Here is a 26,293-nt window from a genome sequence, read left to right as displayed (position 1 = left end):
GCTTCCTCGTCAAAGCCATAGACCGATTTGATTTCCAGATACTCTTGCAACCCGAAAACGCCCATTGAGCGGCCAATGCCGGATTCCTTGTAGCCACCCATAGGCGTCAGCGAGTTAGTCGGCGCGCCGTTAAAACAAACACGCCCGGCACGCAGGCCGCTGGCGAACTCATACGCCTTGCGCCGGTCCCCACCGAATACATAGCCACCCAACCCATAAGGCGAGTCATTGGCGATTTCCAATGCCTGCGCCTCGGTGGAATAAGGCACCACCACCAAGACCGGCCCGAAAATCTCTTCCCGGCAAATAGTCATCTCGGGGGTCACATCGACGAACACGGTCGGACGGGTGAAAAAGCCACGTTCGAAGCCTTCGGGGCGCCCCAGTCCGCCGACAATCAGCCGTGCACCCTCATCGAGGCCCGACTGTATGTGACGCTGTATGCTGTTGAATTGTGCCCGGCTGACAATCGGCCCCATGGTCGTGGCGGGATCTCGCGGGTCTCCGAGACGGAATCGGTTTGCTTCGTCAACCAGAAACGGAATGATCTGCTCCACCTGACTTTCATGCACCAACATGCGACTCGGCGCGTGGCAGGATTGTCCGGTATTGAAGAAGCCGCGCTGAATATTCCAGCGCGCGGCCTTTTCCAGATCGGCGTCTCGCAGCACGATATTCGCCGACTTCCCGCCCAACTCCAGGCACACGCGTTTGATGGTGCGTGCCGCTGCCTCGCCTACCTGCGCACCGGCACCGGTCGAGCCCGTGAAGGAAACCATGTCGACATCGGGATGCTTCGACATCGCCTCGCCAATCACTCGCCCCGAGCCGTTGAGCATGTTGAAAACGCCCTTGGGTACGCCTGCGGCATCCAGCACCTCTGTCAGCAGAATAGCGCTGACCGGCGAGTTGATACTGGACTTGGATACGACTGTACAACCGGCGGCCAGCGCATAGATCAGCTTGATGACGGTTGTCTGGATCGGCCAATTCCAAGGCGAGATCAGTGCGCAGACACCCAGGGGTTCACGGCGAACGATCGTATTGCCAATTCGCGCCTCGAACTCGTACGTCTTCAACAGGTCGCGAGCGACCTTCATATGTTCGATTGGCCCCATGACCTGAGCACGGGCACTGCAGGGAATACCCACCTCTTGCGCAATGGCCTGTACAAAATCATCGGCGCGCAATTCGTAGGCTTCGATGATACGGTTGATCAGGTCGTAACGCTCATCGAGGGAAGACTGCGAATAGCTTTTGAATGCACGCCGAGCTGCGGCCACGGCAGTGTCCACCTCTTCAACGGTCGCCATGGCGACCGTGGCAAACGCTTCTTCGGTAGTCGGATCAATCAATTCCTGGCGCTGGGAGGCCGCGGCCTCTACCCATTCACCGTCGATATAAAACTTCGCGTAATCGTGCATCTTGCTGGTGCCTCCAGTTGTTGTTATTCGGTGAGCATTTTCGTGACAGGTGGCAACACGGTACCCGCCGATTCAACCAACAGTTTCGACCGGCGAACTGCTTGCCCGGCGAGCCATTGCATCTTCACGAATCAGGTCGGCGGCTTTCACACCAATCATGATGGACGGCGCATTGGTGTTGCCCGACGTGATGAATGGCATGATCGAGGCATCCACCACCCGCAGACGCTCGATACCACGGACACGCAGTCGTTCGTCCACCACCGCCATGGCGTCGTTACCCATCTTGCAGGTGCCGCCCTGGTGGTGGGCCGAGTTGCCGGTTTCGACCAGATAGTTGTAGATATCTTCATCGGTACGAATGTGGAGCCCCGGCAATTCTTCCGAAACCACGCGAGACTTGATGGGTTCGCTGTTCATGATTTTGCGTATCCAGCGCACACCACTGATCACCGCATTGACGTCGTAATCGCTGCTCAGGAAATTTGGCGTGTAATCGGCCGGGTCAGACGGGTTGGTTGAGCGCAGCGTCACTGTTCCCGTGGTGCTGGGACGCAACTGATAGACCGACACACCGAGCCCGGGATGCCTTTCAACGTCAACCGTGCCATCGGGAAAGTATTGAAAGGTCATGGGCCGAAAGCTGATTTGGAGATCAGCGTAGTCCTCGTCCGGGCTACTTTTAACAAACGCCGCGACCTGGGAAGAGCCAAGGGCAAGATACCCTTTGCGGGTCATCAGGTAACGGAAGCCTTCCCAGTACTTGCGCAGGCCTACAAGGTTGGCGTTGTACGAACTGTCTGGGGTGCAACGGAAGGCTGTGTGAATATAAAAATGATCCTGCAGGTTTTGCCCTACTCCTGGGGAATTCAGAACTTCGGGAATTGCGTGTTTTTCCAGTTCAGCCCTTGGGCCGATGCCAGACAACATCAGCATCTGTGGGGTCTTCAGCGAGCCTGCTGACAGAATCACTTCGCGCGCCGCATAGATACGCTCCAAACGGCCACTCTTCAAAACCTCTATACCGACAGCGGTACGCCCCTCGAATAAAACGCGCTGCAGCTCGCATCCGGTTCGAACCGTCAGGTTCGGCCGTTCAATGACAGGCTCGATAAATGCCCGGTAAGTCGACATCCGTTGCCCGTCTTGGATGTTGTGTTGCATGAAACCTACGCCATCGTGCAAGGCGCCATTCATGTCCTCGGTCACCGGGATACCGGTACGGTTAGCGGCCTCTATAAAATCGTAGCTACTCTTTTCTTTGACGACCGGATCACTGATCCATAGTGGACCATTCGCTCCGCGATATTCATCGCCGCCCCGCTCAAAGTGCTCCATCTTTTTGAAATACGGCAAGACATCTTCATACCCCCAGCCTGGGTTGCCCAAGGCACGCCAGCCGTCAAAATCCTTTTGGTGACCTCGGATGAATACCATGCCGTTGATGGAGCTGGATCCACCGAGCAATTTGCCCCTAGGCCAGTACATCCGACGCCCTTGAAGCCTCTCCATTGGCGAGGTGCGGAAATTCCAGTTCAATGACTTATTGAAATAGAGCTTGCCCATTCCCGCGGGCGTATTGACCCAGAAACGATCTGAAGCAGGTCCCGCCTCAATAAGCAGGACGTTGTTCCGGGGATCGTCAGACAAACCGCGCGCAACCGGGCAGCCCGAAGAACCGGCACCGACAACGATGTAATCATAAATCTGCATGTACCCGCTCCTCCCGCTATTTCCCGACGCGGGAAGTGCCTTTGAACAACCGGTCAAAACGCTCGAAGCGATAAGCCCATTCGGGCCCCTGGTCCGTTTCGTAAGCCAACACTGCGGAGAGCATCGCGAAAGGCTCTATATAACGGGCGACCTTCAGAGCCCCAGCGTCCACCGGATCAAAGCCTACCTGACTGATAAGATCCGAAACTGTGGCTTTACTGGCTTCGTCCTCGCCACAGAAGATCAAAGTGGGACGTAGCATCTCTCCCCTGGCCGCGAATACATCGAACAAAACTTCGCTGGGCGTCGACTGGAAGGCCGCAACGACATGGGCCTCAGGAATCATCTGCGCCAACGTTTCCGCACCGGAAATCGTATGGCCGATGACAAGCTCGGTGTCTTCTGCGTTTAAAGGATTGCAGCAGGTCACGACGATTTTGCCGCTCAAGTCATCCACCTGGCTGAGGACGTCAGGCACTTGAAGCCAATGCACGGCCAAGAGGACCAAGTCAGCGTTGAATGCCGCCTCTGCCGGCGTGCTGGCCTGTGCATTCTTGCCTGCCGATGCAGCCAGATCGGCAAGTTTCTGCTGATTACGCGAGTAACTGAAGGAAACCTCATGGCCAACCCTGGCAAACATGGTGCCCAGATGACTGCCCATTCGGCCGGAGCCAAGAATTCCGATTTTCATGAAAGGCCTCTTGTTATTTTTTGGATTAAAAACACGGATGGCGTTCGGGTGAAAGGCTCGACGGCGAATAGAGGTATGATCAAAATTGATTAATCCCCTCCACGATTGTCATGGCCGGCTCATGAACATAGATCCTTGGAGCGGGCGCTTGAGCTGATACAGTATTCGCCCCCACGCAGAGAATGATGAATGGCAAAGGAACACTACAGCGACCTGCTCGCGCTCATTGCAGTTGCACGAGAGCAAAGTTTCACGCGGGCGGCCTCCCAGCTGGGAATCTCTCAATCGATGCTCAGTCATAGCATCCAGAGATTGGAGGCTCGGGTCGGCGTACGTCTTCTCACTCGGACGACCCGTAGCGTATCGGTCACCGAGGCCGGTGAACGTCTGCTCAATACCGTTGAACCGCGGTTGAGGGAAATCGAGACCGAACTGATCGCCGTGGCTGAATTTGGCGACACCCCCGCCGGCAACATTCGCATCACGGCAACCGATCATGTCATCGAAACTGTGCTTTGGCCGAAATTGGCGCAAGCCCTGCCGAAATACCCACAAATAAGTGTAGAAGTCGTTATCGACTATGGCTTGACGGACATCGTGGCCGACCATTTCGACTTTGGCATCCGGCTCGGGGACGGGTTGGCAAACGGGATCGAAGCAGTTCGTATAGCTCCCGACATGCGTTTTGTGATAGTGGGCGCGCCGTCCTACATGGAGTCTCGTGCCATGCCGACCAGACCTCAAGACCTCATGGAACATGAATGTATAAATATGCGCCTGCCAACACGTGGCGGCCTGTACGCGTGGGAGCTGGAAAAGGACGGCCAGGAAATCAATACGAGAGTCAAAGGCAGACTTGTATTCAACGGCATCAATCAGATTTTGGATGCCGCTGTATCGGGTTTCGGGCTGGCCTATGTTCCCGAGGACATCGCTCACCCCCATCTGGTTAACGGCACTCTGGTTCCTGTCATGCAAGCCTGGTGGAGAACATTCCCGGGGCTGCACCTTTATTACTCCAGCGAGCGCGAGAAGTCTCGGGCGATGCAGGTTCTAATCGATGAGTTACGGTACCCCGGATAGTCAACGGTGCTCTGAGCCCTTCCTTTTTCGCATCTGAATTATTCGCCATCATTCATAGGCGCTTTCGGATTTCAGATCATTACAGATCATCCTTAGCCCCCTATCATTTCGCCTCAAGCAAGTCGCGATGAGACAGTGTCCCATCGCCCGCCGGGGTCGATCCCTGGTTATTTTTCCTTTCATTATTCGTCCATTCGCCCAGCGCCCTAGTTGTCGAGGGCGTCATGTATTGGCTATTTCACAGGAACACCGATGACTACCTCAACTTTGAATACGGCCCAGATTGACAGCCGGATCTGGAGCGCCGTGGGGTCTTTGACACTCTGCGTCGCTCTGCTGATCGCCGCAGAATTCATGCCAGTGAGTCTCCTGACGCCCATCGCCAACGACCTTCACACCTCACAAGGCATGGCTGGCCAGGCCATTTCCATTTCCGGCTTCTTTGCGGTGGTGGCAAGTCTTTGCATTGCCTCTATCGCCGGACGCTTCGATCGACGTCATGTCCTGGTCTCGATGACCCTGCTGATGCTCATTTCGCTGGTGGTCATCGCTTTGGCGCCGGGCTTCACTTGGTTGATGATCGCCAGAGCTTTTCTAGGCGTCGCAATCGGTGGTTTCTGGGCATTGTCCACCGCCACTGTGCTTCGGATAGTCCCGGAGGAGGCTGTGCCCAAAGCCTTGGGCATGATCTATATGGGCCACTCAGTGGCCGCTGCGTTTGCCGCACCCATTGGGGCCTATGTGGGAGGTCATCTGGGGTGGCGCTTTGTGTTCGCGGCGCTTGTACCGATTGTCATCATTAACGTGATCTGGCAATACAAAAGCTTGCCCGCAATGCAGCCAGAAAAAACCATTCCCCTTTCCAGGCTGTTCGGGGTGCTGAAACGTCGGAACGTCATGTTCGGTCTGCTGGCCGCCATGCTGACGTTTGGTGGTACATTCACCGCTTTCACTTATTTGCGGCCATTTCTCGAACAGGTTACTGGCGTCGACTCCACTCAACTGTCGGTTTTATTGTTGAGCCTGGGCATAGCCGGTTTCGGTGGTACGTACATCGTCAGCCGACTGCTGGAAAAACAATTCCTCTTCCAATTGTTGCGCTGGCTTCCGGTGGCGTTGGCTGTCATGACGGTGGCTCTGGCCGAGCTGGGCTACAGTTTCGCAGCCGCCGCCATCATGATGTTTGCCTGGGGGATGTTGTACTCGGCCATCCCAGTATGCTGGTCGACCTGGCTCGCCAAAGAGGTAAGCGATGAGCCCGAAACTGGCGGTGGACTGATGGTTGCAGCTATCCAGATGGCGATCATGGTCGGAGGCGCTTTCGGTGGCAGCTTGCTGGATCATATATCGGTAACAGCCCCGCTGATTGGCGGCAGCGTATTGCTCATCCTGGCAGCGCTAGTCGTTGGGAATGGCGGGCGGCTTACCCAGTCCACGCCCGCCTGATAGCCTCTTGTGCCCAAGCCGTCGCTATGCATCCGCTACCTCAATAACAGCGGTGCATCGTCTTTAAGCACATTCAGCAGTACTTGCGCCGCCGGCGACAAATAGGCGCCGGTTCGCACGAAAACGACAATCGTGCGTTTCATTGTTGTTTCCTTGAGCTTGATCTCCCGAAGGTGCGTCACACCCTTTACGTCTTCGAGAGTCTCCCGGGCCAGAAAACTGAGCAGGTTGGTTTCACCAATCAGGCGCGGCAGCAAGGAGATCGAAGTCGTTTCGATCTGTACTTGAGGCAAAGGCAGGTCTCTGGACTGAAACGCATTGTCTATCCAGCGTCGGGCCGGCACGGCGGTGGCCGGCAGCACCCAACGGTACTGGCACAAATCGCGCAACTCATAACCTGCGCTAAACAGCGGGTGGTTGCGGCTGGCGACCACTACCGCCTCATCGTCAAACAACGCATGAAATTCCAACAAAGGATCTGCTTCGTACTGCGGGCAGATCACCATGTCCAGCCGCCCGGAAAAAAGTGATTCGCGCAGTAAATCGTCCTGCCCAATCACCAGGTTCAAGGTGATCTGCGGCGCACGTGAAAGCAGAGTCGCGGTCAGGTGCGGGAGTAGGTGATCAGCCATGGAAGCAGCGCAGCCCAGGCGAATATTGCCCATCACCCCGTTGGCAACATCACGTATCTCTCGCTGGGTTTCGGCAACGCTCTGCTGCAGCTGTTTGCCACGCACCTTCAGCAACTCCCCCACTGCCGTCAGCTTGATCCGACGCCCGTCGCGTTCGAACAGCCGGGCACCTAGCGACTCCTCAAGTCGTTGGATGCTTTTAGTCAGCGCCGGCTGACTGCGGTTGAGCTTTTGTGCGGCCCTGCCCAGATGGCCCAGCTCGGCGATGACTTCAAAATAGGCAAGGTCACGCAGGTCCATATCCATCAACCAAAGTTATCAATCAATCGATATTAGAAAATAGACTTTATCAAACACGCTATCAATAATTATCAGCACATCGATAGCGATGCCACGCCCTCAAGGCGACCAGCGATTGGAGCACGACTCTTGTCTTCTTCTGCCAGATTTTCTCTACATGCCTATCCCGCGCCATTCAAATGGTTGGCGCTTGCGCTAGTGGCTGGAGCAGCCGGTCAGTTGCTGAAGTTTCTAGGGGTGCCAGCCGGCCAGTTCCTGGGGCCGATGATGGTCGCCATCGTGTTTGGAACGTTCGGTGCGGGTATACAGCTCCATCCCTACGCCTTCAAGCTGGGCCAAGGTTGTGTAGGCATTCTGGCGGCCCATTCCATGACGCTGGCAGTGCTTCTCTCGATAGCCCAGTCCTGGCCGATGATGCTGCTGGCAACCGCCGCAACGGTTTGCCTCAGTGCTCTGGTCGGACTAGCCTTGGTATGGGCAGGCATTCCGGCCAGCACCGCCGCATGGGGAACGGCTCCAGGCGCTGCCTCGGCGATGGTCTCGATGGCGGATGAGTACGGTGCCGATTCGCGAGTAGTCGCCACCATGCAATACGTACGAGTCGTGTGCGTGGTGATGATCGGCGCACTGGTGAGCCACTGGGTCGGGGCACCGACAGGCGGCGAAACGCACGTGACAAACGTCGAGCCGCAAAGCTTCGGACTACTTAATCTAGGCCTGACCATCGCCACGCTGCTTGCTGGTGTTGCACTGGGCAATCGAGTGCCCGCCGGGGCGCTGCTGATGCCGTTGCTGCTGGGTGGCGCCTTGCAAATCAGCGGCCTGTTGCACATCGCGCTGCCCGACTGGCTCCTCGCTACTGCTTATGGCGCACTGGGTTGCTACGTCGGCTTGCGCTTTGACCGCCCAACGATTGGGTACGTCTGGCGGCGCCTGCCGGCGATGATAATGGGGGCCACGCTTTTGATCGCGCTGTGCGCATTATCTGCCTGGCTATTGGCATCAATATCGGACAGGGATTTCCTCTCGATTTACCTGGCCACCAGCCCGGGCGGGCTCGACACGATGGCGATCATCGCGGTGGACACGCATTCCGACGTGGGACTGGTGCTGGCAATGCAGACCCTGCGATTGTTTGCGGTCATCCTGACAGGGGCTTTTGTGGCACGGCTGATCATTCGCTTGTCTGAGCACCGCCAGATAACGTCATAGGCTTAAGCCACACCGCAAATGTCCGCATGCCCGAGGGCTGGTTTCTCCTACTCGGCAACACTTCCCTGTCGCTCAGCATCGCTAGCAAACTCCTCCGTAAACTCTACGCACCACGCACCGGAATGTTATTGTTCATGCGCACTCACGAAGATCATTCAAGCCATGCAAGATGACATCCTTAAGCAATCCTTTGGTGGGTTGATGGCCTTTATTGCCGTCGCCCGGGAAAAGAGTTTTACTCGAGCAGCAGCGCATCTAGGCCTGTCTCAATCCGCGGTCAGCCATGCCGTCAGCTCACTGGAGCGAAATCTGGGCACGCGCTTGCTTGCGCGCAACTCCCGCTCAGTCTCGCCAACGGAAGCCGGTGAACGGTTACTGGCAACTGTCGGTCCCCGCTTCGAAGAGATCGACGCTGAATTACTGGCGTTGTCAGAGCTGGGCGAAAGCCCAACCGGGACCGTACGCATCACCGCATCGGATCATGCCATCCGATCGATCATCTCCCCAAAGTTGAAGAAATTCCTGCCGAAGTACCCTGGAATAAAAGTCGAGCTGTTCGCGGACAATGGGCTTATCGACATCGCAGCAGATCGTTTCGATGCGGGCGTCCGATTGGGTGAGGCGATAGCCCAGGACATGATCGCCGTACGCATCGGTCCTGACATGCGATTCACCGCAGTAGCGACCAGGCGCTACTTCGCCAGCAGCCCTGAACCAGAGACGCCCGAAGACTTGATGCAGCACAATTGCATAAACCTGCGTCTTCCTACCCATGGTGGATTGTGGCCTTGGGAGTTCGGGGAAGATGGCCGGCAGTTGAACATGCGGGTTGATGGTCAGCTGATTTACAACAGTATTTATGATTGCCTTGATGCAGCCATTGCAGGCTTGGGTATCGCCTATGTACCTGAAGACATCGCTGAGCCCTATGTCAAGGCTGGCCACCTGATTCCGGTACTGAAAGACTGGTGCCCGCTGTGGACAGGACTTCATCTCTATTACCCAAGCCGTCGGCAACCCTCCGGGGCTATGGCTTTATTAATCGCCGCGTTGCGCCACGAGTCATGACAGAAAAAAAGGCCCTGCACAGCGTGCAGGGCCCGAAAGAGCCATGAAGACTCAAGGGATGAACGTTCCACCAAGGGCAAGTCGAGCGATGCGCACTACGACCTACGTTCAGACTTGAAGCCACAACATCCTATGCAAACCGGGCAGTTGCGGCTTCAAAGATGGGTTACTTCAGGTTGGTTCGGAAGAAAGAAGTCAGCTTGTCGAACGGAATCAGGTTCACCCGATCATACAAGTCCACGTGGCCCGCGCCTGGCACGATGAACAACTCCTTAGGCTCACCCGCCAGCTTGAAGGCTTCTTGGCTGAACTCCAGCGAGTGTGCTTCAGAGCCTGCGATGAACAGCATAGGACGAGGCGAAATCGACGCAATATCGTTGAACGGATAGAAGTTCATGAACTTCACGTTGCTGGTCAGCGTTGGATGCGTCGTCACTTCAGGCGAAGACCCGGCCGGGGTGAACTCACCACGAGGCGTGCGATAGAAATCGAAGAATTCGCGCTGGATGGGATGGGTGTTCGCGTCCAGTTTATGCACGGTACCGCCGGTGTACTTGGTTTCCCCACCCGTGAATTCTACATAACGCTGCTCAGCCGCCTCTGCGATGATCTGCTTGCGCTGTTCAAGTGTTTGCGAGTGCTTGAGCGCGTCGCGGTTGGCTGCGCCCATGTCATACATACTGACGGTGGCAATCGCCTTCATCCGAGGGTCGATTTTTGCCGCACTGATGACAAAACTGCCGCTACCACAGATGCCGAGAACGCCGATGCGGTTGCGATCGATATACGACTGGGTTCCAAGGTAATCGACCGCTGCGCTGAACGCTTCGGAGTAAATATCCGGCGCCACGGCGTTACGCGGTTGCCCCTCGCTTTCGCCCCAAAACGATTGATCGATCGCAAGGGTCACAAAGCCTTGTTCAGCGAGTTTCTGAGCGTAAAGATTTGAGCTTTGCTCTTTGACCGCCCCCATCGGGTGGCCAATGACAATCGCAGGGCTTTTGTTGGCCTTATTCAAATTTTTCGGGACATACAGGTTCCCGACGACTTTCATTCGGTACTGATTATTGAAGGATACCTTCTGCTCAGTCACCTTATCACTCTTGAAAAAGTTGTTCGCGCCGTTGGACATATCGGCTGCCACCGCGGTAAACGAACTAGCCAGCAGGGCCAGCGTAAAAAATAATTTCTTCATGGTGTTGTTCCTAATTAAGAACCGATGTGTGGACATCCAGAACGACTGCGGCCTGGCCCAGGCTCGATGAACGCCAGTGGAATCAAATCTAGCTGGTCAACTGCGCTGAACGGAGCATTGGGCTTTGACGCCGGGCACTACCCTTCATGGCATTAGGTCTAAGCCCACAAAGGATCAATTCGTCGACGTCAATGTATTCGAGGCGCTGTCTGGAAAACACCACATCCAATTGAATGGAGTCATGCATAAAATTGATTAATAGATACCGGACTGCCTGCAATCCTGGACTGGTGCGCTGACGATTTTATTAGCTGCAGTTTAGGGAGTTCCCACGGAGTACGGGAGATTCATTAAATCCCACCTTTAATCATTGACGAAAAAACTCCATCGCCCCACTGCGCCAAGCATCAATGTAACAGAATAATGCAGACCTAATCGTCGATTCTTCCATACCGGTTTCAGACTATATCGCGTTGATCCGCAGATGCCTTGGCGGCTTCATCGCGAATGCCCGTACTGCTCATCAGTAACCGGCTCCAGCCACTCGACATTTTTCCCGCCCTGTACCTCTTGAATTGCCAAGTGCGTCAAGCCAGTGGTATCCGTGGCCCCGTGCCAATGTTTTACACCCGGCGGGGTCCAAATCACATCACCAGGCTTGATGACGATTTTCTCCCCCCCTTCTTGCTGAATCCATCCAACACCGGCCGTGACGATAAGATTTTGGCCCGCCGGATGAGTGTGCCAAGCTGATCGGGCCCCTGGTTGAAAGGTCACAGCACCTGCCGTAACCCTTGATGGCGGGCGCGCTGCAAATAAAGGATCAACCCTGACGGTGCCGACGAAATTCCTGGACGACCCCAGGACAGAAGGTTGCTCCCCGTTCCTGACAATTTGCATCGCGCTGTCAGGCTCCTCTGCAGCGTGCAACGAACTTGAAACCATCAAGGTTACGCTAAGCATTGACATGGCAAACGTTATTCTCATCGATAAAATCCTGCTTGGAATGGGTTATCTGAACAGGAAGGGACGGCACGGCCGATCATCCTCACAAGGGGCGTATAACGTCCTGGATCCTCATCAATGCCGGCGCCAACCCCCGTACGATTTCGTTGGCCTTGGCCGTGGGCACCAGCTCCCTCGAACGTCGAATGAACAAGGGGTCTTTAAAGTGAACGCGCAGCTTCGCCAGCGTATTACTCACCGCTGGCTGCTTTACGTTCAGTCGTTCGGCTGCCCGCGTCACGCCTCGCTCGCGATAGACCACCAAGAGAATGAACAAGGCATTGAGATCGATCGCCGTAAATAGCGCTTCATCAAGCTTCATCGTGCGGCCCCCTTCCGATTTGGGGCGTGAAACTGGCAAACGTCAGGTTGGAACATGACGTTACCAAATGATTGACCAACGCCGTCATCGACTCACTTTCAAAGTGCTCAGTCATCATCGATGCCGCGCTCCAGTAGCCACTGAAGACCCACAAACCAGGATCGCGGGAGCTGCGAATCACGCTATACCCCAGGCATCCGTGTACTTTTTCAAAGGTCTCCGCGTACGCCTTCAAACGCTGTTCAAAGTGTTGGTCAACCTCTTCGATCACCCGAATCTCCAAGGTATTAACTGCGGCGATATTCATATCCGGCCCTGCTTTGCTTGGGTAATAAAATTAAATGACAACTGCGTGCAATGCCTGTGTTGCGCGCAATCAAGTCCCGCATCCAACGAAAGCATTTCTGCTGCACCAGCGAGACAAAACTAGCCCCGGCAATGGCGCCATGGCTATACGGCACCTGATTGATACGCTAATGAGCTTTTCTCAACAGTGCTCGTGCTTGAACTGCGCCACCACGAGTCCCGTTGAACAACGGTGGCTAAGCCATGAGCGGCACGTCCTGCAAAGACAGATATCGCCGAATCAAGAAGGCACCTATGAAAACAACGAGTTAAGAGCTATCGCGATAAACAGAATGGCAGCACTTGAACATCGTCGGGGCGCGATCCGGTGAATGCCGACTGAGCTTTTGGCAGCCATGAAACGCGGTCGTGAGGATTGCATCTACGCCGCGCGCTCTTCCAGGGAGATATATCCCGCAATAATTTACTGCCGTGGAAAGGCGTGACACCTCCCTCCCATGACCACCACAAGGGAAGCGCTAACGATGAGCAGCGCAAACCCCGAGAGACTTACTATCCCGAAGTAGCTTAGGAGCAAACCACCTACGGCACCTCCGCCAAAAATCCCCAAGTTGTAGATGGTCGTCAATATCGCCGTTGCCACCTCCGCATTATCTTCTGCCACCCGCCCCGTCGCTGATTGAAAAACAGTAGGCATGCCGCCGAACGAAGCCCCCCACACAAATATCGCAGCCGAAGCGATCATTTGATACGGAGCTGCTATCAGCACAACCATCGTCACAGCCGTGCACGTCAACGCGGTGGTCGCTATGAGCCGCAGCCTTGTATCGACGAAACGTCCGGCGATCAGTACGCCCAGGATGGCACCCGTACCGAACAGAAACAGGCCCTGAGCGGTCCCGCCTGACAGCCTGTTTTTTTCCGCAAGCGGCGCCATGTAGGTGTACAGCGTGTAATGAGCCAGGATCGCGCAAAAAGCCGACAGCAAGATCACTCTCAACCCCGGGGTGCGAATGACGTCATGAATCGAAGTGCCTTCCTTGCGCCCCTCTCCCGGCATGGGCGGCACGACCAGCAAAACCCAAACGATGACAAGCAGCGCGAGCAGCGAAAGCAATCCATAGCTGAAACGCCATCCAAGCAATGAACCCAGCATGCTACCCAAGGGCAAACCGGCGACCATGGCCACGGTACTCCCCGCCAGGGTAATCGCGACAGCCCGTCCCATGTCTTTGCGATCGACCAAGCGGATGGCATAACCACAGATGACCGGCCAGACAACTCCTGCGGCCAGGCCAGCCACCACCCGTGACGCGACCGTCAGCGCATAAGACGTCGAGATGGCGGTAATACCGTTAGCCATTGCAAAGCTCAGCACGAGCATGATGTACAAGGATTTGCGAGGCAGACTTCGAGTGAGCGCCACAATGGGGATTGCGGCTGCAGCGGAGGCCAATGCATAGATGGAAACCAATAAACCGATACCAGCGGGGGGCTGCTCAAGGCTCTCCGACATCGCAGGCAGAACCGCTGCCGGCATCGTCTCGGTCAGAATGGTGAGAAACGCTGTAGTGGACAGAGCAAGTAGCCCGATCATAGGCAGGCGACCATTATTGGCACTCATGGGCAAACTCCTTAATCGGATGCGTTCGTGCGAAGCGCATTGATGCCTTGCGCATCAAAAAAAGTCCGACATTAGCAGGAAGCAGCTTCAGGAAATGCCTGCCTCTGTGAATGCTCCTATGAATTCAAGTGGTCACTGGATTGGCCTTGATCATCGGATAAAGCCAAAGCCCCCAACGCCCGTCACGGAAACTGGGGGCACTGAGTCAGACGCGAGCAGTTTTCTGTAGCACGGTCTTGCTGACCATGTACGAGTCCAGACTCCACGGCCCCCCCTCTCTACCAATACCACTGTCCTTCACACCGCCAAACGGAGTGTCAGGATCCGGCGCACCGAAATGGTTAATCGACAGGACTCCAACATCCAGCTCACGACTCAATCGTTCAGCCTGTTCCAGTGAATTGGTGAACGCAAAAGCAGCCAAACCCACGGATAGACTGTTGGAAATCTCGATGGCCTCATCTAGGGTCGAGAAACGAACCGCGACAGCGACCGGCCCAAAAGGCTCATCGGTCATGATGGCGCAATCTAGTGGAGTGTCGACCAGCAGAGTCGGCGCAAAATAATAACCACGCTCACCTACACGATGCCCACCCACGGCAACCTTGCCGCCACGCGCCAATGCGTCATCGACAAAATGCTGCATCGCGGCGAGGCGCCGGACACTGGTGACCGGTCCGATGTCTGCCTTCGTATCCATGCCGTCGGCCACACGTACCTGATCGGCGGTTGCCACAAACGCCGCTACGAATTCGTCGTAGATACTCTCGTGTACCAGGAAGCGACCTGGCGCAGCGCACCACTGAGCGTTGATCCGAATTTTGCTCTTGAGTGCCATCTTGCCGATTTCCGCGGCATTGACCCCTTCGCAAACGATGACCGGGGCATGGCCGCCGAGCTCCATCAGCACCGGCTTCATGGCCGCACCCGCCAGTTGGCTCAAGTGCTTGCCGACTGCCACCGACCCCGTCAAGGTCACCATGCGGGTCACTGGCGACTCGATCAGGGTCGAAGACACTAGCGCCGGGTTGCCAAACACCAGATTCAATACGCCCTTGGGCAAACCGGCTCGCTCGAAGCACTGAACCATTGCTACTGCCGCGCCAGGGGTTTCTTCTGGGGCTTTCAAAATGATGGAGCACCCGGCGCACAGTGCACCGCTGATTTTTCGCGACGGTGCGCTTAGCGGCACATTCCAAGGCGTGAACGCTGCGACTGGACCAATTGGCTGACGAAGAATCGATTTCTGCATTTGAGCTTCGCCCGGAACGATGGTCCCGTAGGCTCGCAGGGCCTGTGCCATGTCCCAATCGAAGAAGCTCGCCGAACGCTCCACCTCCGCACGCGCATCTGCAATTAATTTGCCGTTCTCTCGGGTGATGATCTGCGCGATTTCTTCGGAACGTGAACGCACGCCTGCGATGGCACGACTGATGATGATATTACGCTCAGCCGGTGGTGTGTCCCGCCAGATTTTGAACCCCCGCTCAGCGGCGGCCAACACGCGTTTCAGGTCAGCGGTCGTGGCCCCGGGAACGCTGGTGAGCGATGCTTCGGTGCTGGGGTCCAACACTTCAAAGCAAGAGGGGCGGTCGAAAATCCATTCACCGTCGATGAAGAGGCCTACGCGCGGATGATCAGCGTCGGCGATGACATTATTATTGGTTTCAATGGACATCTGAATTCCCTCTACATTTGGCGCCAAGGGGCTCGGTTGATATCGCCCTCAATCACCGAAAAAACACTGTGCCGGAAAGGCAATTAATCAAATCTCGACCATCTCGAAGTCCAGCTTCGTCGCCGAACACTCAGGGCAAATCCAATCCTGGGGAACATCTTCCCACCGAGTTCCAGCAGGTATGCCCTCTTCCGGAATACCTTCGGCTTCGTCATACATGAAACCGCATAAAATGCATTGCCAAATTTTGAATTCGCCCTCGGACAAGGCTTGTGTGGACGTGTCATTGCTCATGATTTTTCTTCCGTTTCATTTTCTACTTGTTGGCCCCTTTGCCGACCATGGGAAGCGTTTCGTAACCCTTGGGGGACAGCAACCAGGGCGTTGCTTTCACTTTGCCAGAACAGCTGTTACCGGCCGCACGCGGCCATGGTTGCCATTGCCCTGCTTTCATATGACTGATTTCAGCTCTCTCAGGGACAGCCCTTCATTGGCCGCTTTCGACAGCAGCGGACTAGGTGCCCAACGCCTGCCGTATTGCTCATGCCATTGCTGCACTTGCAGATGGATTTCCGTGGCCCCGATCGTGTCAGCCCAGTACAGCAGCCCTCCTCGATGGCGAGGAAATCCAAAGCCGTACAACCACATGACATCAATGTCACTGGCTCGATATGCCTTACCTTCATCCAGGATCTTGCAAGCCTCGTTGATCGAGGCAAATAACAGACGTTTGAGGATTTCACTGTCGGTAAAGGTACGCTGAGGCGTGCCAAGCTCATGGGCGACGGTCGCGATGATCCGCATCACTTCTTCATCGTGACGAGGTGTGCGGTCACCTTCTTCATAGCGATACCACCCGGCCCCATTTTTCTGGCCCTTGCGGCCCAGCTCGACCATCCGATCCGGGACATGGAGCTTCCTGTATTGAGGGTCAGCTGCCGCGCGACGCTTGCGCGTGTCATAGCTGACATCGAGACCGGACAGATCGCTCACTGCGAACGGTCCCATTGGATAGCCAAATTCAACCATGACCCTGTCGATCTGCTCAGGGCGTGCTCCCTCCTCAAGCAGTAGCATCATTTCCGTGACCAGCGGCGCGCGACTGCGATTTGCCGCGAAGCCATCGCACGTTCCGGAGACCGCGCAGACTTTTTTAAGATCGCGACCCATCTTCATTGCCCGCACAACTGTCTCGATCGAGGTTTGATCACCCTTCACGATTTCGCACAGTTTCATCGCGTTCGCGGGAGCGAAGAAATGAGCGCCGGCGACGCTCTGAGGCCTGCCTGTCATGTTGGCCATGACGTTGATATCAATCGCGGAAGAGTTCGTTAGCAACAGCGCGCCAGGCTTCATCACCGCATCAAGTTTGGTGAACACATCCTTCTTCAGATCTATCCGTTCAAACACCGCTTCAACCACGACATCACAGTCGCCGATCTCTTCGTAATGAGAGACAGGCTGGACAAACTGAAGGCATGCATCCATTTCTTGCACAGTCATGCGTCCGCGCTTGACCTTTACGGCGTAGATGTCACGTATGCGCTGCAGGCCCCTGTCCAGTGCTTCGGCACTCGCTTCCAGGAGTTTCACCACAATGCCTGCATCAGCGAAGCAAATGGCAATACCGGCGCCCATCGTTCCCGCGCCGATCACAGCAGCGGACGTCACACCAGCAGGCTTGAAACCCGGGGGCGCATCCGGAACCTTGGCAGCCTCGCGCTCGGCAAAAAATGCGTAGCGAAGTGCCTTGGCAACATCAGAACCCTCCAGCTCAGAAAACAAGCGGCTCTCAACCTCTAGAGCCTCATCAAACGGCAGGTTGAAAGCTGCTTCGATACAATCGATCGCGTACTGAGGCGCCTTGTTGTGAGGAGACTTTTTGGCTGCTTCGCGGCGTGCCGCTTGCAGCAAATCCATGGTTGTCGCATCCATCGGTTCGAGCGCCAAATCGCGTACGCGCTGCGGTTGAGCGTGCGCCACTGCTTTTGCATACCTTACGGCAGCGTCACGAAGCTCTTGGTTTTGTGTTCCTGGAACAATCTGGGAAATAAGCCCGATCTGCAATGCTTCGGGGGCATGGATATGGCGGCTGGAGACGAGCAAATCGGTGGCTACGGCCGCCCCGACCAGCCTTGGTAAACGCTGCGTACCGCCGCCTCCTGGTATCAGCCCGAGAGCGACCTCGGGCAATCCGAGCTTGGCTGTGGGCAATGCAATCCGGTAATGGCAAGCGAGGGCGTGCTCGAGACCGCCTCCCAGCGCATATCCATGAATAGCAGCGACAGTCGGCTTGGCGCTGGCGTCGAGTGCCGCAGCACTCATGCTGGTAGTGATTGTTCTCGCCTTGCCGAACTGTCGAATATCAGCACCCGCGATGAAATTCTGGCCACCCCCCATCAACACGATCGCCGCGACAGCCGGGTCGGCGTTCGCATGGGTAACGGCGTCAATGATGCTCCCTCTCATCTCGGGAGTCAGGGCGTTGACGGGCGGATTGTTGACTGTGATTACGGCCACAACACCTTCGACTTCGTAACTGACCATCAGGCTTTCGCTCATCTCATCTTCCTGTCTCAAAAAAAATATGGCCTGCCCCTACCCCGCGACCGCTCGCACCCAATGAGCATCCAGGTTTGGCCCGGAAATTTGAGTGCAGCGCCATCCTGCGCTCCAAACAACGTTGAATCGATGGTAGCATGAGTTTTGATAATCAGCACGGATTTCACTGATCGGAACTTTTTGCTGTGCTACTTTAGTCTTTGACGCTGGACCGATCCCCCTGAACGAAGGTACCGGAAAGCACATTCGAGCTTCATCTTCATGCACTGAGGAAACCCTAGAGATGACAATAAAAGGCAGGGCATACATCGTCGGAGCGTATGAGCACCCCCTACGCAAGGCCCCCCACCATTCGGTGGCACAACTACATGCGGAGGCGGCGAAAGGGGCAATTGAAGACGCGGGATTAAGCAAAGATGACATCGACGGATATTTCTGCGCGGGCGATGCACCCGGCGGGAATGTATGGTCGATGGCCAACTACCTGAATCTGGACAAGCTGAGGCATGTCGATTCGACCGATATGGGAGGATGCTCTTATCTCGCCCATATCGCCCACGCTGCAGAATCAATAGCAGCGGGCAGATGCAACGTGGCTCTGATTACACTGGCTGGTCGCCCCAACTCTGAAGGTATCTCTGGGATACAGGCGCGCGTACGAGGAGTCAATCTACCGGACGCGCCATTCGAGATGCCCTATAACCCAGTCACGTTGAACCTCTATGCCATGTGTGCGATGCGCCACATGCATGAGTACGGCACAACCAGCGAGCAACTGGCGTGGGTCAAGGTCGCCGCCTCTCACCATGCGCAACACAACCCTCTGGCGATGTTGCGCAAAGTGGTCTCGGTCGAAGATGTATTGGCATCGCCGATGATTTCTGACCCGCTGCGGCGTCTCGATTCCTGCGTCGTGAGCGACGGCGGCGGCGCAGTTATCGTTGCCCGCCCGGAGATTGCGAAGGCCCTCAACAGACCACGGGTACGGATACTTGGCTGCGGTGAATCCACTAAACACCAGATGGGTGGACGCCTCGACTTGAGCTATACCGGAGCCGCGTGGACCGGCCCTCGAGCCTTCGAAGAGGCGGGTGTGACACCGGCCGACATCCAGTACGCCTCCATCTATGACAGCTTCACCATCACCGTCATCCTACAACTTGAAGACCTGGGATTCTGCAAAAAAGGCGAAGGCGGAAAATTCGTGTCGGACGGCAACCTTATTTCGGGCATCGGCAAGTTGCCGTTCAACACCGATGGCGGCGGCCTGTGCAATAACCATCCCGCCAATCGCGGCGGGATCACAAAAATAATCGAAGCCGTACGACAGCTTCGAGGCGAGGCTCATCCAAAGGTGCAAGTTCCCAACTGTTCGCTAGCCCTCGCCACCGGCATCGGCGGCGCGATAGGTCATCGGCACGGTGCAGCCACCGTCATCATGGAAAGGGAGTAAAAACATGTCGACCCCCTACACAGAACGCCCCATCAGCGACCCCATCCTGAACCCCGGTGATGAACCCTATTTCGATGCTGCGGCCGAGGGGCGCCTGCTCTTGAAGAGCTGCAATGCCTGCCATCAACCGCATCATTATCCTCGTGCGTTGTGCCCGTTTTGCTGGAGCACCAATGTCGAATGGATCACCGCAAGCGGGACCGGGACAATCTACACCTTCAGCATCACAAGACGCGGCGCATCAGCACCGTACTGCATTGCCTATGTGCGCCTTGACGAGGGACTGATGATGCTTACGAATATTGTCGATGTTGATCTGGACAGTGTTCGCATCGGGCAGCGGGTCAGGGTCGCGTTTAAAGAATCAGAAAGCGGCATGTCCGTTCCCATGTTCACAATTGACCATTCGGAGGCTTGAATGAGCAGCCGCGCCGTACTCTACAGCGCCGTAGATGATGTCATCACGCGCTATATGATTGACGTAGACAGCGCAACGCTCCACAGGATGGAAAGCGTCACTGTGGCCTCAAAGGTGCAATACGCATGGCCTCATCCATCCGGCGGCTTCCTGTATGTCTCAACAAGCGACGGTGGCCCGAGGGTGGAGTCCCATCACAATCACGTCAGCGCTTACTCGTTGGGACCTGACGGGCAACTCAACACTCACGGCTTACCTGCGCGACTTCCCTACCGAGCGGTACATTTGTGTATCGACCCCCTGGGACGATTTATCGTCAATGCCCACAATTTCAAGCGCGGCTCATTGACTGTGCACCGCATCAACGCAGACCGTACAATTGGCAGTTGCCAGGCTCAGGATCCGGACACCGACTTTGGGGTCTATCCGCACCAAGTCATGTTTTATCCATCCGCCAAACAAGTCCTGGTAGTTGACCGCGGCAATAACGCAACGACAGACAAGCTGGAAGATCCCGGGGCACTCCGTTCATTTCGGCTAACTGAAGAGCATCTCCAAATGAGCGATGTGGTTGCGCCGAATCATGGCTATGACTTCGGCCCGCGGCATGTCGACTTTCATCCGACGCATCCGTGGCTTTACGCAGCCGACGAGCGAACCAACCGTCTCTACATGTTCCGACATGACGGTGACCGGATCGAGGCCGAGCCAGCCTTCACGCGGGGAACGCTGCGAACCCCTGAGCACGTGCGCCCGCGACAACTCGCCGGTGCAATCCATGTTCATCCAAACGGGAAGTTTGTTTACCTGGTAAATCGCGCAGATGCGACGCACTCCGACCAGGGGCACCAAGTGTTCTCCGGAGGTGAAAACAACATAGCCGTCTACGCTATCAACCCTGAAACAGGCGAGCCCACACTCGTTCAGCATGTGGACACTCGTTCCTTTCACGTCCGAACATTTGCCTGTGATCCCAGTGGCCGTTTGCTCGTCACGGCGAGTATCAAGGCCTTGGCCACATACGATGATGAAAAAGGGCTGGCTGTAACGCCCGCGACACTGTCGATATTCCGGATAGGTGATGACGGGCATCTCAAGTACGCTCGAAGCGTCGATGTCGAGACGCCAGGAAATCAACTTCAGTACTGGATGGGTATTGTCGGGCTACGTTGATTGAGCGGCAATGCGCCGATGGTCCCCCACTGCCAGCAGTGGGGGACTACAATTAAATACGATTGAGCAGCCGGCCGCCGTCCACCGCCAATGAGATACCAGTGATGAAATTGGCTTCATCGGACGCAAGAAACAGGGCCGCATTCGCAACATCCCAAGCGGTTCCCTGGCGGCCGAGCGGCACTTTGGCGTTGCGCTCCGCGCTGACCTGCTCACGCGTCTGGTTCCACGCTTGAATACGCGCCTCAACCGCCATCGGCGTCGAGATCAAGCCTGGCAGGATGCAGTTTGCCCTGATCCCATAAGGAGCATTTTGAAGCGCCAACTGCTCGGTGAAAGCAATGACACCCGCTTTTGTAGCCTTGTAGGTAACGTAGGGATACTTACCCAATGCCGCCGCGGATGACACATTGACGATAACCCCGCCCCCTTGTTCGCGCATGAGTGCTACTGCGTGCTTACAGGCAAAGACGGTACCGCGAAGATTGATACGGCAAATGTTATCGAACTGATCTTCGGTGATGTCCATCAAGTCGGCGTCACCACCGGCGAGGCTGACCCCCACATTGTTGTGCAGGACATCCAGGGCCCCCCAACGTTTTTTTGCCATCTGCATGGCAAGGGCCAACTCATGTTCCCGGGTCACATCCGCAGAAAATGCTGCAGCGGAACCGCCCTCCTGAATGATCATCGCCGCAGTTTCCTCAGCGGACTCGATTTGCCGATCAACGGCCAGAACGTGCGCCCCTTCACGTGCAAATCGAATGGCCGCCGCTCGACCGTTACCCATGCCTTCGCCCGGGCTTTGTCCAGCACCAATAACAACAGCAACTTTCCCGGCAAGCCGCCCTGCCGGTGTGTACCCCTGCGTTTGATCCAGTGAGCCTGCCATTTCCGCCCTCTCTTATTTTCATGTAAGCGATTGAACTAACTGATAATTTCAAATAGTAGACTGGCACCAACGCCGTTTTCCTGAACAGGCGTCGACCCTCGACCTGCCACAGAGACGCTCAGGCAGGTAACGCCCGCGCCCGGAAGGAAGTCGAAATTGATACTATCACATGTTCTTATTATCGATACCTGTTCCGATCATCAGAACCAAGAAAATCAAAGCTGACTCTTTATCCAACGACATGATGCCTGTACAAATCGTGGTCATGCCGTTTTCGCAGTGCTATTATCAGTTCTAACTAGCAGCATATGTTTCATTCATCGGAACCATAAATTCCCCACAAAAATAATAGGAGGGAAAATGACATCGAACGCCACCATATTGATCGGCGGGGACTGCGGACCCACGCATGGACCGAAAGACGGCTTCCCGGTGGAGGGATACACAGAGCTCGTCCTGCCGACCCTTGCCTCGGCCGATATGCGCTTCATCAACTGCATGCGCACCTACTCGGACCGCACCGTGCGCGCAGATCATGCCCCACAAGTCGGTCAGCCCGTTGAAATGGCTGCTATTTTCACCAATGGCAGGTTCGATGCGGTGACCCTGGCAAACAATCACAGCTACGACAGCGGCCCGGATGCCCTCGTGGATACCCGGGACTTCTTTGTCTCGCGCGGCATCCAGGTGACAGGCGCAGGTCGGGATCTGGAAGAAGCACGATGTCCAGCAATCATTGAACACGACGGGATCAAGGTCGGTTATATGGGCTATACCTCGCTCGGTCCTGCCGGCAGTGAGGCAGGCCCGCAAAAACCTGGCGTGTCCAGTATCAAGGTCGATACCTCCTATGAAACACGTGGTCCCCACCAGCCCGTTCGCATTCGCACGGAACCCGATTCCAGCGACCTGGCGAACCTGATCGAGGACATCAAGAAGCTGAAAGGTGAGGTAGACGTCGTTATCCTGGCTTTTCATTCCGGCGTCATCCGGCTGCCACGCGTGATCTCCGATTACCAGGTGACCGTAGCCCATGCTGCCATTGATGCCGGTGCAGATATGGTGGTGTGTCACGCACCGCATATTCCCAAAGCGATCGAGATGTATAAGGGCAAAGCCATCTTCTACAGTCTCGGCGTGTTCGCAATGACCAAGTCGTTTCCCGCGCCTTCATGGAACGAACCCGCCTGGTCCCACGGTGCGGTTCGCAATCACGCGGACCTCGACCCCGAATACCCTTTCATGCCCTACGGCAAGGCCTGTACCTTGAGCTTGCTCGCCAAAGCAGTGGCGACCAAAAACGGTATACAAAAAGTTTCGTTCCTTCCGATGGTCATGGACGCACGGTATCGGCCTGAAGTGCTGGATCACGACGATCCTCGATTCCATGAAGTGCTTTCCTACCTGGAATGGGCCTCCGAAGACATGCCACATCGATTTAGCGTTGAAGGCAATGAAATCATCGTATCGGAGTAAATCATGGACCTGAAGATCAACGGAAAAGTGGCAGTCATAACCGCCGCCAGCGCAGGTTTAGGCAAGAACATTGCTCACGCACTGGCGGCCGAGGGCGTTCACGTGGTGCTGTTTGCACGCTCGGCGGACAAACTGGCCGCCCTCGCCCAGGAAATAACGGCAAAGCACGGCGTGCGTGCAGTCGCCATTGCCGGCGACATGCGCGTCGCCGCTGACGTAAAGCGCCTCGCCGACACGGTGAACGCTACATTCAACGGCACCGACATCCTCGTCCTGAACACGGGACGAGCCCCCAATCCGCTGCGGGCGACGCTCGACGAAACTGAAGAGGAACGGTGGCAAGAGGCCTATCAAAATCAACTCTGGGGAACCATCCAGGTAGCCAAGGAAATGGTTCCTCAGATGCTCAAGAAGCAATGGGGTCGCGTCATCGCCATTACCTCGGCATCAGTAAAGCAACCCATGCCGCACCATAGCCTTTCAACCGTTTTTCGCGCCGGCGTTACCGCGTACATGAAACATCTCGCGAACGAAGTGGGCTCTTGCGGCATCACTGTCAATTGCGTAGCACCGGCGTTGATCGACACATCGCACCGCACCGGCACCGCCGCGTACACCCCGGAGCAGGCAGAGGCGCGCCGCAAACTTACGCCGCTCGGCCGCATGGGGGAGCAAGACGAGGTCTGTGGCGTGGTCGCGTTTCTCGCATCCACACAGGCGGGTTTCATCACTGGATCGAGCATCAGCGTTGATGGCGGCATGATCGGTTCATTGCTTTAGCATTCAGGCAATATGCTCTCATCCCCCCCAAGAACAATAAATTATCTGCACCATTCCCCCTATACGTCGCATGCGTCGGTTGAATGGTCACAAGAGAGGCGACAGGCAATGAAAATCGGATACATCGGGCTCGGCGCCCTCGGCAGTCAACTCGCTCGTCGATTCCTGTCTCACTCGTTATGCGTGTGGGATATCAACACGGCTGCCGTCGACACGTTCAAGAAACTGGGCGCCGATGTCGCGCCTACGGCGGCCGACCTGGCTCGCCGGTGTGACGTCATATTCCTGTGCCTGCCACGCAGTTCGGACGTCAGGTCTGCGCTGTTCGGTCCAAACGGCCTCGCGGCCGGATTGGTGCCGGGGACGCTGATCATTGATCAAACAAGTGGTATCCCGGGCGAGACCAGACGTATGGCCGAAGAACTGGCCGAACGCGGTATCGACATGATGGATGCTGCGGTGTCTGCCAGCCCCCTGGTCGTTGCCGAAGGCAAAGCCACCCTGATGGTTGCGGGCCCGGATACGGTTTACGAGCGCGCCCTCCCCGTTTTACAAGTTATCACCCAAACGATTTATCGTTGTGGCGAAAGGGTCGGCGACGGTCAAGCCATGAAAATGGTCAACAACGCCATGAATGCTGGCTGCCGACTCGGGACCCTTGAAGTCGTGGCCATGGGCAAAAAAGCCGGCCTGTCACTGCCCCTGATGGCGGACGTGTTGAACCGCAACAAAGCGCGAAATCAAACCACGGATAGAATGCTACCCGCGCTTGCCCAGGGAAAACCCTCCACCAATTTCGCCCTCGCATTGATGCTCAAAGACGTCGATCAAGCCGTCGCGCTGGGAATGTCCAGGGATGTCCCAATGCCGCTAACCGCTCTGGTCAGGGCATTGTTGCAAATCGGAACCAACACCCTGGGGCCAATTGCGCAGCTCGAAGACATGGTCGGGCTCATCGAAAGCATGGCGGCGACAAAACTGTACGACGGCGACGCCGTGAAGCTGACCACGGATGGCGCCCCTCAAGCGTGCCCTGAAGGTGACGCCATCGAGTTGGTCACAGGTGCGATCGCATCGCTATGCAGCGCGATTACTTATGAATGCACGGCGGCAGGCCTGCGATATGGGTTGGCATTGGAAGACATGGCACAGGTCCTGGAAAAGACATCGGGATGGAGTGAATCCTCTCGCTCTATTTATACCCAATTGTTATCCAGTCACGCCCTGGACAACACGGCACTCTCGAGCGAAAAAACCATCCTCAAAGCGGCCTGTTTGCGCGGCAATGATCTTGGAGCTCCCATGTTGATCGCCAATGCTGCACGAAGCCTCTTCGAGCAAGCGGATCATCAGATCAGCGATCCAGTCCCGATAAAAGACTTGAGCACGTTCTACAGCTCTATTTCCGCGGTTCAGTTCAAGCCCTCCTCCAACTGCAATTGATTGGCGGCTCACGAATAGTGAGCGTGGAATCGATCGAGGTCTATATGAAAACCAAAGTCTGTCCCGATGCGGCGGTAAGCCAGCGGCACCTTCTGCAGGAAACAAGCCCACGCTCGGCTACCTGCCTGGTCCGGCAAACCTCGCCAACCTATTAACAAATAGTGAACGCGTATTGCTTTTAAACCCCAGCAACACGCGTCTTTCTAACATAACCTTCGTTAGCGGATTGCGTCATCGCAGAAACGCTTTTCACAAACATTACGCTCGCTGACCACCAAGATTCATCTGGCGAAAATGCAATATTGATCCACGCCTCGAACATCTCTAAGGCCTGATGGCGAAGCAACACTGTTTCATCCTGCAGTCTTGATGCATCAGCTTTGCATCAACTAATAAA

The 26,293-nt window shown here is 56.0% G+C and carries 23 protein-coding genes; 10 read left to right on the top strand and 13 right to left on the bottom strand.

The genetic code is table 11. The features are described 5' to 3' along the window. From J4E53_RS10895 to J4E53_RS10885, 3 genes are all read right to left on the bottom strand, one after another. Positions 1 to 1,424 (bottom strand): aldehyde dehydrogenase family protein (locus tag J4E53_RS10895; RefSeq protein WP_207268135.1); only part of this gene is annotated, 1,424 nt, incomplete at its 3' end. A gap of 72 nt (positions 1,425 to 1,496) precedes the next feature. After that, positions 1,497 to 3,137: a GMC family oxidoreductase gene (locus J4E53_RS10890; RefSeq protein ID WP_103308706.1), complete on the bottom strand. Its 1,641-nt coding sequence runs from the start codon at positions 3,135 to 3,137 to the stop codon at positions 1,497 to 1,499. 16 nt (positions 3,138 to 3,153) lie between these two features. Continuing rightward, the gene (locus J4E53_RS10885; protein ID WP_103308707.1) at positions 3,154 to 3,828 is read right to left on the bottom strand and encodes an NADPH-dependent F420 reductase; all 675 of its coding nucleotides are present in this window, start codon (positions 3,826 to 3,828) and stop codon (positions 3,154 to 3,156) included. A gap of 189 nt (positions 3,829 to 4,017) precedes the next feature. Between J4E53_RS10885 and J4E53_RS10880 the strand changes: the two genes are divergently transcribed. Then, complete coding sequence (locus J4E53_RS10880; protein ID WP_103308708.1) at positions 4,018 to 4,911, top strand: LysR family transcriptional regulator; 894 nt, start codon at positions 4,018 to 4,020, stop codon at positions 4,909 to 4,911. Positions 4,912 to 5,163: 252 nt separating this feature from the next. Then, on the top strand, positions 5,164 to 6,357 hold the full coding sequence (locus J4E53_RS10875; protein WP_177431703.1) for an MFS transporter: 1,194 nt from the start codon (positions 5,164 to 5,166) through the stop codon (positions 6,355 to 6,357). A gap of 35 nt (positions 6,358 to 6,392) precedes the next feature. On the opposite strand, the gene J4E53_RS10870 is transcribed toward J4E53_RS10875, so the two are convergent. After that, on the bottom strand, positions 6,393 to 7,289 hold the full coding sequence (locus J4E53_RS10870) for a LysR family transcriptional regulator (RefSeq protein ID WP_013692834.1): 897 nt from the start codon (positions 7,287 to 7,289) through the stop codon (positions 6,393 to 6,395). Positions 7,290 to 7,418: 129 nt separating this feature from the next. Here J4E53_RS10870 and J4E53_RS10865 point away from each other — a divergent pair, with 129 nt between their 5' ends. Together J4E53_RS10865 and J4E53_RS10860 are read left to right on the top strand one after the other, a co-directional pair. Then, positions 7,419 to 8,501 (top strand): AbrB family transcriptional regulator, encoded by a 1,083-nt coding sequence (locus tag J4E53_RS10865; RefSeq protein ID WP_103308709.1) that lies wholly within the window; start codon positions 7,419 to 7,421, stop codon positions 8,499 to 8,501. A gap of 162 nt (positions 8,502 to 8,663) precedes the next feature. After that, positions 8,664 to 9,569: a LysR family transcriptional regulator gene (locus J4E53_RS10860; RefSeq protein WP_013692832.1), complete on the top strand. Its 906-nt coding sequence runs from the start codon at positions 8,664 to 8,666 to the stop codon at positions 9,567 to 9,569. Positions 9,570 to 9,735: 166 nt separating this feature from the next. Here the strand turns inward: J4E53_RS10860 and J4E53_RS10855 are convergent, their stop codons facing one another. From J4E53_RS10855 to J4E53_RS10820, 8 genes are all read right to left on the bottom strand, one after another. After that, positions 9,736 to 10,764 carry an alpha/beta hydrolase gene (locus J4E53_RS10855; protein WP_013692831.1) on the bottom strand — a complete coding sequence of 343 codons (1,029 nt, stop codon included), beginning with the start codon at positions 10,762 to 10,764 and terminating at the stop codon, positions 9,736 to 9,738. A 498-nt stretch (positions 10,765 to 11,262) separates the two neighbouring features. Further along, positions 11,263 to 11,751: a cupin domain-containing protein gene (locus tag J4E53_RS10850; protein ID WP_060743003.1), complete on the bottom strand. Its 489-nt coding sequence runs from the start codon at positions 11,749 to 11,751 to the stop codon at positions 11,263 to 11,265. A 61-nt stretch (positions 11,752 to 11,812) separates the two neighbouring features. Then, a complete protein-coding gene (locus J4E53_RS10845) occupies positions 11,813 to 12,091 on the bottom strand; it encodes a LysR family transcriptional regulator (protein ID WP_060743004.1) in 279 nt (92 codons plus the stop codon). Next, on the bottom strand, positions 12,081 to 12,398 hold the full coding sequence (locus J4E53_RS10840; RefSeq protein ID WP_060743005.1) for an antibiotic biosynthesis monooxygenase family protein: 318 nt from the start codon (positions 12,396 to 12,398) through the stop codon (positions 12,081 to 12,083). Before J4E53_RS10840 ends, J4E53_RS10845 begins: the two co-directional genes overlap by 11 nt. Before the next feature lie 462 nt (positions 12,399 to 12,860). After that, positions 12,861 to 14,021 (bottom strand): MFS transporter, encoded by a 1,161-nt coding sequence (locus J4E53_RS10835; protein WP_060743006.1) that lies wholly within the window; start codon positions 14,019 to 14,021, stop codon positions 12,861 to 12,863. 205 nt (positions 14,022 to 14,226) lie between these two features. Continuing rightward, positions 14,227 to 15,699, bottom strand: a complete 1,473-nt coding sequence (locus J4E53_RS10830; RefSeq protein ID WP_060743007.1) for an NAD-dependent succinate-semialdehyde dehydrogenase — start codon at positions 15,697 to 15,699, stop codon at positions 14,227 to 14,229. 87 nt (positions 15,700 to 15,786) lie between these two features. Further along, positions 15,787 to 15,966, bottom strand: a complete 180-nt coding sequence (locus J4E53_RS10825) for a rubredoxin (protein WP_343226763.1) — start codon at positions 15,964 to 15,966, stop codon at positions 15,787 to 15,789. Positions 15,967 to 16,149: 183 nt separating this feature from the next. After that, entirely contained in the window at positions 16,150 to 18,261 is a 2,112-nt protein-coding gene (locus tag J4E53_RS10820; protein WP_060743008.1) for a 3-hydroxyacyl-CoA dehydrogenase NAD-binding domain-containing protein, read from the bottom strand. A gap of 283 nt (positions 18,262 to 18,544) precedes the next feature. Between J4E53_RS10820 and J4E53_RS10815 the strand changes: the two genes are divergently transcribed. The 3 genes from J4E53_RS10815 to J4E53_RS10805 are packed head-to-tail and all read left to right on the top strand — an operon-like array spanning position 18,545 to position 21,305. Beyond that, a complete protein-coding gene (locus J4E53_RS10815) occupies positions 18,545 to 19,714 on the top strand; it encodes a thiolase domain-containing protein (protein ID WP_013692824.1) in 1,170 nt (389 codons plus the stop codon). A gap of 4 nt (positions 19,715 to 19,718) precedes the next feature. Beyond that, on the top strand, positions 19,719 to 20,132 hold the full coding sequence (locus J4E53_RS10810; RefSeq protein WP_060743009.1) for a Zn-ribbon domain-containing OB-fold protein: 414 nt from the start codon (positions 19,719 to 19,721) through the stop codon (positions 20,130 to 20,132). Beyond that, entirely contained in the window at positions 20,133 to 21,305 is a 1,173-nt protein-coding gene (locus J4E53_RS10805) for a beta-propeller fold lactonase family protein (RefSeq protein WP_060743010.1), read from the top strand. Between the two features lie 52 nt (positions 21,306 to 21,357). On the opposite strand, the gene J4E53_RS10800 is transcribed toward J4E53_RS10805, so the two are convergent. Continuing rightward, positions 21,358 to 22,197, bottom strand: a complete 840-nt coding sequence (locus J4E53_RS10800) for an SDR family NAD(P)-dependent oxidoreductase (protein ID WP_060743011.1) — start codon at positions 22,195 to 22,197, stop codon at positions 21,358 to 21,360. A gap of 360 nt (positions 22,198 to 22,557) precedes the next feature. On the opposite strand from J4E53_RS10800, the gene J4E53_RS10795 reads away from it, so the two are divergent. The 3 genes from J4E53_RS10795 (at position 22,558) to J4E53_RS10785 (ending at position 25,896) form a co-directional block, all read left to right on the top strand. Next, positions 22,558 to 23,673: a CapA family protein gene (locus tag J4E53_RS10795; RefSeq protein WP_103308710.1), complete on the top strand. Its 1,116-nt coding sequence runs from the start codon at positions 22,558 to 22,560 to the stop codon at positions 23,671 to 23,673. A 3-nt stretch (positions 23,674 to 23,676) separates the two neighbouring features. After that, positions 23,677 to 24,453: an SDR family oxidoreductase gene (locus tag J4E53_RS10790; protein WP_013692819.1), complete on the top strand. Its 777-nt coding sequence runs from the start codon at positions 23,677 to 23,679 to the stop codon at positions 24,451 to 24,453. 108 nt (positions 24,454 to 24,561) lie between these two features. Continuing rightward, on the top strand, positions 24,562 to 25,896 hold the full coding sequence (locus J4E53_RS10785) for an NAD(P)-dependent oxidoreductase (RefSeq protein WP_060743013.1): 1,335 nt from the start codon (positions 24,562 to 24,564) through the stop codon (positions 25,894 to 25,896). The last annotated feature ends 397 nt before the right edge of the window (positions 25,897 to 26,293 follow it).

This window comes from Pseudomonas sp. FW305-28, from assembly GCF_017351395.1.
Classification (GTDB): Bacteria; Pseudomonadota; Gammaproteobacteria; order Pseudomonadales; family Pseudomonadaceae; genus Aquipseudomonas; species Aquipseudomonas fluorescens_AA.
Note: the sequence above shows the minus strand (reverse complement) of the source record. Positions and strands in the feature narration are given on the sequence as shown.

What these genes read in the sequence shown, in the direction of transcription:
- J4E53_RS10890 (WP_103308706.1), bottom strand. Translation starts at nt 3,137, where the DNA reads ATGCAGATTTATGATTACATCGTTGTCGGTGCCGGTTCTTCGGGCTGC.
- J4E53_RS10845 (WP_060743004.1), bottom strand. Translation starts at nt 12,091, where the DNA reads ATGAAGCTTGATGAAGCGCTATTTACGGCGATCGATCTCAATGCCTTG.
- J4E53_RS10875 (WP_177431703.1), top strand. Translation starts at nt 5,164, where the DNA reads ATGACTACCTCAACTTTGAATACGGCCCAGATTGACAGCCGGATCTGG.
- J4E53_RS10805 (WP_060743010.1), top strand. Translation starts at nt 20,133, where the DNA reads ATGAGCAGCCGCGCCGTACTCTACAGCGCCGTAGATGATGTCATCACG.
- J4E53_RS10855 (WP_013692831.1), bottom strand. Translation starts at nt 10,764, where the DNA reads ATGAAGAAATTATTTTTTACGCTGGCCCTGCTGGCTAGTTCGTTTACC.
- J4E53_RS10880 (WP_103308708.1), top strand. Translation starts at nt 4,018, where the DNA reads ATGGCAAAGGAACACTACAGCGACCTGCTCGCGCTCATTGCAGTTGCA.
- J4E53_RS10810 (WP_060743009.1), top strand. Translation starts at nt 19,719, where the DNA reads ATGTCGACCCCCTACACAGAACGCCCCATCAGCGACCCCATCCTGAAC.
- J4E53_RS10840 (WP_060743005.1), bottom strand. Translation starts at nt 12,398, where the DNA reads ATGAATATCGCCGCAGTTAATACCTTGGAGATTCGGGTGATCGAAGAG.
- J4E53_RS10815 (WP_013692824.1), top strand. Translation starts at nt 18,545, where the DNA reads ATGACAATAAAAGGCAGGGCATACATCGTCGGAGCGTATGAGCACCCC.
- J4E53_RS10835 (WP_060743006.1), bottom strand. Translation starts at nt 14,021, where the DNA reads ATGAGTGCCAATAATGGTCGCCTGCCTATGATCGGGCTACTTGCTCTG.
- J4E53_RS10800 (WP_060743011.1), bottom strand. Translation starts at nt 22,197, where the DNA reads ATGGCAGGCTCACTGGATCAAACGCAGGGGTACACACCGGCAGGGCGG.
- J4E53_RS10850 (WP_060743003.1), bottom strand. Translation starts at nt 11,751, where the DNA reads ATGAGAATAACGTTTGCCATGTCAATGCTTAGCGTAACCTTGATGGTT.
- J4E53_RS10830 (WP_060743007.1), bottom strand. Translation starts at nt 15,699, where the DNA reads ATGTCCATTGAAACCAATAATAATGTCATCGCCGACGCTGATCATCCG.
- J4E53_RS10860 (WP_013692832.1), top strand. Translation starts at nt 8,664, where the DNA reads ATGCAAGATGACATCCTTAAGCAATCCTTTGGTGGGTTGATGGCCTTT.
- J4E53_RS10795 (WP_103308710.1), top strand. Translation starts at nt 22,558, where the DNA reads ATGACATCGAACGCCACCATATTGATCGGCGGGGACTGCGGACCCACG.
- J4E53_RS10790 (WP_013692819.1), top strand. Translation starts at nt 23,677, where the DNA reads ATGGACCTGAAGATCAACGGAAAAGTGGCAGTCATAACCGCCGCCAGC.
- J4E53_RS10820 (WP_060743008.1), bottom strand. Translation starts at nt 18,261, where the DNA reads ATGAGCGAAAGCCTGATGGTCAGTTACGAAGTCGAAGGTGTTGTGGCC.
- J4E53_RS10785 (WP_060743013.1), top strand. Translation starts at nt 24,562, where the DNA reads ATGAAAATCGGATACATCGGGCTCGGCGCCCTCGGCAGTCAACTCGCT.
- J4E53_RS10870 (WP_013692834.1), bottom strand. Translation starts at nt 7,289, where the DNA reads ATGGACCTGCGTGACCTTGCCTATTTTGAAGTCATCGCCGAGCTGGGC.
- J4E53_RS10885 (WP_103308707.1), bottom strand. Translation starts at nt 3,828, where the DNA reads ATGAAAATCGGAATTCTTGGCTCCGGCCGAATGGGCAGTCATCTGGGC.